This is a genomic window from Sphingopyxis sp. SCN 67-31, from assembly GCF_001725095.1.
In genome coordinates this window covers 1-5,127 of sequence record NZ_MEFH01000205.1, presented here as the reverse complement: position 1 = coordinate 5,127, position 5,127 = coordinate 1, and the positions used below count along the sequence as shown (strand labels likewise).

The following is a 5,127-nucleotide window of genomic DNA, read 5'->3' as shown; positions in this document are numbered from 1 at the left end:
CAGATTTTCGGCGACGGCAAGGGCAACGCCATCCATCTCGGCGAACGCGACTGTTCGCTGCAGCGCCGCCACCAGAAGGTGCTCGAAGAAGCCCCCTCGCCCGTCATTTCGGCCGAAGAGCGCGCCCGCATGGGCGGCATTTGCGCCGATGCGATGGCAAAGATGGGCTATCGCGGCGCGGGGACGATCGAGTTTCTGTGGGAAAATGGCGAATTCTATTTCATCGAAATGAATACGCGCATCCAGGTCGAACATCCGGTGACCGAGATGATCACCGGCTTCGACCTCGTCCGCGAACAGATCCGCATCGCCGACGGCATGGGCCTTTCGGTGCAGCAGGATGAACTGGAATTCCGCGGCCATGCGATCGAATGCCGGATCAACGCTGAAGATCCGCGCAACTTCCTGCCGTCGCCGGGCAAGGTGACCAACTATCATGCCGCCGGCGGCATGCATGTGCGCGTCGATAGCGGGCTTTATGCGGGCTATTCGATCCCGCCTTATTACGACAGCATGATCGGCAAGCTGATCGTCTATGGCCGCACGCGCGAAAGCTGCATGATGCGGATGCGCCGCGCGCTCGAGGAAATGGTTATCGGCGGGGTGAAGACGAATATTCCGCTGCATCAGGCGCTGCTCGCCGATCCCGACGTCATCCACGGTGATTATACGATCAAGTGGCTGGAGGAATGGCTGGCGAAGCAGGACGCCGACAACAAGGCCTGACGCTGCGCCCATCGACGCCGGGTTCGCGCGCGGACACGACGGAATGTGTCCCAGCTCACTTTCGCACGGGGGGATTATTGGCTATGGGCCTTAACCATGGCCAGAAATCTCCCCCTTTACGCGCGCCCGGCCGCGGCGCTGATCCTCCCGCTGACCCTGCTTGCGGCGCCCGTCGCCGCGCAGACGAGCGTCAAGGAGGACTCGGTCGTTCTGCAACCCGACAAGGTGACCGATGACGCGCCCGAGATCGAAACGGTCGCCGAGGCCAATCTGCCGAGCTGGAGCGTCGACAATGCCAAGGCGCTGCTCGCCTTCATCCAGTCGGCGGGCGATGAAGGCCTGTTCCCGAAGGATTACAATCCCGACGCGCTGAAGGCCGCGATCGATGGCGGCAATCAGATCACGCTCGACAAGGTCGCGACCGACAGCTTCCTGCTGCTCGCCACGCACATGCGCGACGGCCGCACGCCCAATGCTGCGCGCAAACAATGGTTCATGACCGATGGCGACGCGCAGACCGAACCGCTGATCCCGCTGCTCGGCAGCGCGCTCACCGCGAACGACGTCGCGCAGGCGCTGGTCAGCCTCGACCCCGTTCATCCCGATTTCGCGGCGCTGAAAGCCGCGCTCAAGACCGCAAAGACACCCGCCGACGCCAACGCGATCCGCGTCAACATGGAACGCTGGCGCTGGATGCCGCGTGATCTTGGCGAAGGCTATGTCGTCAGCAACGTGCCCGAATATCTGACCCGCGTCGTTCATGACGGCGTCGTCATCGCGACGCACAAGGCGGTCGTCGGCAAGCCGTCGACCCCGACGCCGCAGCTCAACCCGATGGCGACGGGGATCATCGTCAACCCGACCTGGACGCTGCCCAAGAGCATCATCGCCGAAGGCATCGGATCGACGATTGCGACCAATCCGGCGCGCGCCCGCGCGCAGGGCTATACCTGGACGGGCAGCGGCAAGTCGCTGTCGGTGGTGCAGCAGCCGGGTGCCAACAATGCGCTGGGCGTCATGAAGCTCGAAATGCTGAACCCGCACGCCATCTATTTGCACGACACGCCCTCGAAGGGCGCGTTCGCCGCCGATTCGCGCGCTTTTAGCCACGGCTGCATCCGCACCGAAAAGGCGCTGCACTTCTCCGGCCTGATGGCGGTGATGTTCGCCGGCCGCACGCCCGAGGAATTCGGCGATGTGGTCGCCAGCGGCAAGACGACGCGCTTCGGCTTCGAAAAGCCCTTCCCCGTCTATGTCGCGTATTGGACCGTCGTCCCCGACGGCAAGGGCGGCATCAAGAAACTGAACGACCTTTACGGTCGCGACGCGCCAGTGGTGAAGAGCTTCGCCAAGCCCGGCCGCGCCGCCGCGGTGGTGATTTCGCCGACGCCGCCCGCGGTCGTCCCGACGACGCAGACGGTGCAGGCGCCGAAACCCGAAAAGGGCGCGATCTACTGATGAAGCGGCGACCGGGCGACGATGCCCCCGGCTTCGTGCTTCCTCGCGGAATCCGATGACATTGCGTTGACAGCCTCGGGCTTGAAACCCGAGAATTCTCAATCAGCCTTGGTCGGCATCGATCCCTGGGTGGCGCCGGTGCGGATGATATTGTCGGCGACCGGCGGCAATTCGAAGGGCGGCGGCGACGCGGGCGCCACGCTCAGCTTGTCGGCGTAGAGCAGCCGGCCCGGCCCGAGCTTGTACAGAATTTGCGGCAGCAGTTCCTCACCGAACACGAAACAGCCCTCGCTACGCCCCAGCTTGCCTTGCGTCGCGATCAGCGACGGTTCGGCGTACCAGGCGCCATGCACGACGATCGCGCGCATGTCGGCATTGCTGTTGTCGGCCTCCAGCCCTGCGAGCCGCATCGACGATCCGTTCGATCCCCAATAATAATCGCTCGTGCGATAGGCGCCGCGCGACGAGGCGAGCGAGCCGGGGACGTTCGAAAAGGTCTTGAGCCAGCCGTCATGCTGCGGGTCCGATCCGCGGCCATGGGTGACGGGATACATGTCCACCTTGCCGGCGATCAGATCGACGAGCGCAAAGCGCGGGCGATAGGAGGGCAGCCCGAAATCGACGATCCCGACACGGTCGGCCTGCGCGATCCGGTTGCCCTGCCGCGCCAGCTGTTGCCGCGCGACGGCCAGATAGTCGACCGGCGGCGGTGTCGCTGCCTGCCCATGCCCGGTGATCCAGTCCGGAAGTGGGGCTGCGCGCGCCGATGTCGCGGCCAGCGCCCCCGCGCCCGCCATCGCCGCCAGCATAGCCCTGCGATCGATCAATTCTTTCACGTGCAACCCAGCCCTCATTGCCGCCTTTGGCGGTCCCTCGGCCGTCTATAAGCCGTGGTTCGCGCGCCAAAGGCAAGGAGTCCAAGCCTCTTCATGCGGGCAAATGTGCCATATATGCCATGAATAGTGCGTTTACGTTCCATTACGCTCCCGTTAGGAACTGCGCCATGAAGGCAACCATCTGGCATAACCCCGCCTGCGGCACTTCGCGCAAGACGCTGGCGATTCTCGAGGAAACCCCCGGCGTCGATGTCGAGGTGATTCAATATCTGAAAACGCCCTACAGCGCCGACAAGCTACGCCGGCTGTTTCGCGACGCAGGTCTGAGCGCGCGGGACGCGCTGCGCCTGCGCGGCACCGATGCCGAGGAACGCGGTCTGCCCGACGCCAACGAAGAAGCGATTATCGCGGCGATGGTCGCCAATCCCGGCTATGTGAACCGCCCCTTCGTCGAAACCGACAAGGGCGTCCGCTTCTGCCGCCCGCAGGATGTCGTGCGCGAGATTCTCTAGCAGTGCGGGCCGATCGGCGGTCCGCCGTCAGATCAGAAACATCATCGCCGCGGTAAAGAAGATCGCGAAGCTTTCCGCGAACAGGCGAAAATCGCTGTCGCGCGACCAGAGCGCGGGATGCTCGCGCTGCGCCGCAAGCGCGCCGCGCAATTCGCCCTGCCAATCCTCCGGCGCGCTCAGCCGCGCAAGGACCAGTTGCCGGGCGCCATAAGCGCGGATGCGCTCGCGGATGTCGATATGCTCGTCCGAATCCATGCCCGGCAGGCTAGGCGCCCGTTAACGAGTCGATAAGGTTAAAAGAGTGTTAACATCGCCGCCGTCCCGGCGCGGGACGCCTTGCCCTGCAGGCGTTAATCCATCGGCCGCACGCGCACCGCGCGCGCATCGGCGAGGCCGCGCTGAAAGGGTTTGCACGCCTGCGGCCGCATCCGCGGCCCCAGGCACAGCCGCACCTCGGTCAGCCAATCGCCGCGATCGGTCGCGACCGCGATCATCCGCTCATCGATGCCGCGATTGACCTTCGCAAAGGCGCGCCGCACATCGCCCGCGGTGCGGACGTGCCCCGACAGCGCTTTCATGTCGGGAAAGCGCACGGCGCGGAACAGGATTTCGGCGGCGCGAAAATAGGCGGCGGGGTTGGAACTCATGCAGGTGCCGTGCTTCGCCCATTCATGCTGCAAAAGCTGCGCCGAAGGGGTCATGCACATATGGCGGCGCAGCACTGGCGCGGGGACGATCTTCGCGGGACGGCACCATTGGGGATAGGCCGGTGTATCGGTCTCGGGCCACAGACCGTGGAGCACCCAGCCGAAGCGCCCGTTTTCGCCCGAACATTGGAACCGGTCGCGCGCATCCTTGGGATTGCGCGCACCTGCGCAATGCTGCGGCGACCAGCTCATGCTCAGCAGATAGCCGGTCGTCGGCGGCTTGCGGACGGGCTCGCCGCGCGCGGGCCGCTCGAGCCGCGGCACCGGCGTCCGGTCGGGCGCGACACAGGCCAGCGATTGCGCCTGCGCCGCCGCGGGGGCGAGCAGCAGAGTCAGCGCCAGAAGCGCCTTTCCTATCTTCCGCTCGTGCTGATCCTGTCGAAGCACCGTTCTTCCTTGCCAATCATGATGAAGGTCCACCCTTCGACAAGCGCAGGGCGAGCAGATAGGGAGGGCGTATCAGACGAGCGCAAAATCGAGCCCGATGTCGGCCGCCGGCGCCGACTGGGTCAGGCGCCCGACCGAAACAAAGGTGACGCCGGTCGCGGCGATGGCGCCGATCGTGTCGAGCCGCACCCCGCCCGACGCCTCGGTCGGAACGCGCCCGGCGACGATCCCCACCGCCTCGCGCAATTGGTCGGGCGTCATATTGTCGAGCAGCAGATGCGTCGCGCCCGATGCCAGCGCGGCCTCGACCTGGTCGATACGGTCGACCTCGACGATGATATCGGCGATTCCCGCCGCCACCGCGCGGCGCACCGCCTCTTCGACCGATCCCGCGACCGCGACATGATTGTCCTTGATCATCGCCGCGTCCCACAGGCCCATGCGGTGATTGGTCGCGCCGCCCATGCGGGTCGCATATTTCTCCAGCACGCGCAGGCCGGG

7 protein-coding genes are annotated in these 5,127 nt (G+C 65.4%); 3 read left to right on the top strand and 4 right to left on the bottom strand.

Annotated features, from left to right (window positions below; genetic code table 11):
• Together ABS88_RS24075 and ABS88_RS24070 are read left to right on the top strand one after the other, a co-directional pair.
• Positions 1–726, top strand: a 726-nt coding sequence (locus ABS88_RS24075; RefSeq protein ID WP_502686186.1) for an ATP-binding protein, incomplete at its 5' end; no start/stop codon positions are given.
• 96 nt (positions 727–822) lie between these two features.
• Positions 823–2,184: a L,D-transpeptidase family protein gene (locus ABS88_RS24070; protein ID WP_286750815.1), complete on the top strand. Its 1,362-nt coding sequence runs from the start codon at positions 823–825 to the stop codon at positions 2,182–2,184.
• Between the two features lie 98 nt (positions 2,185–2,282).
• Here ABS88_RS24070 and ABS88_RS24065 read toward each other — a convergent pair whose 3' ends face one another.
• On the bottom strand, positions 2,283–3,020 hold the full coding sequence (locus ABS88_RS24065) for a murein L,D-transpeptidase catalytic domain family protein (RefSeq protein ID WP_058812722.1): 738 nt from the start codon (positions 3,018–3,020) through the stop codon (positions 2,283–2,285).
• Between the two features lie 167 nt (positions 3,021–3,187).
• On the opposite strand from ABS88_RS24065, the gene ABS88_RS24060 reads away from it, so the two are divergent.
• Entirely contained in the window at positions 3,188–3,532 is a 345-nt protein-coding gene (locus ABS88_RS24060) for an arsenate reductase family protein (RefSeq protein WP_286750814.1), read from the top strand.
• 27 nt (positions 3,533–3,559) lie between these two features.
• Here ABS88_RS24060 and ABS88_RS24055 read toward each other — a convergent pair whose 3' ends face one another.
• The 3 genes from ABS88_RS24055 to ABS88_RS24045 all read right to left on the bottom strand — a co-directional run.
• On the bottom strand, positions 3,560–3,787 hold the full coding sequence (locus ABS88_RS24055) for a hypothetical protein (protein WP_086455982.1): 228 nt from the start codon (positions 3,785–3,787) through the stop codon (positions 3,560–3,562).
• Between the two features lie 95 nt (positions 3,788–3,882).
• Entirely contained in the window at positions 3,883–4,626 is a 744-nt protein-coding gene (locus ABS88_RS24050) for a ribonuclease T2 family protein (protein WP_286750813.1), read from the bottom strand.
• 72 nt (positions 4,627–4,698) lie between these two features.
• A partial coding sequence (locus ABS88_RS24045; RefSeq protein ID WP_502686185.1) for a nicotinate-nucleotide diphosphorylase occupies positions 4,699–5,127 on the bottom strand: 429 nt, incomplete at its 5' end.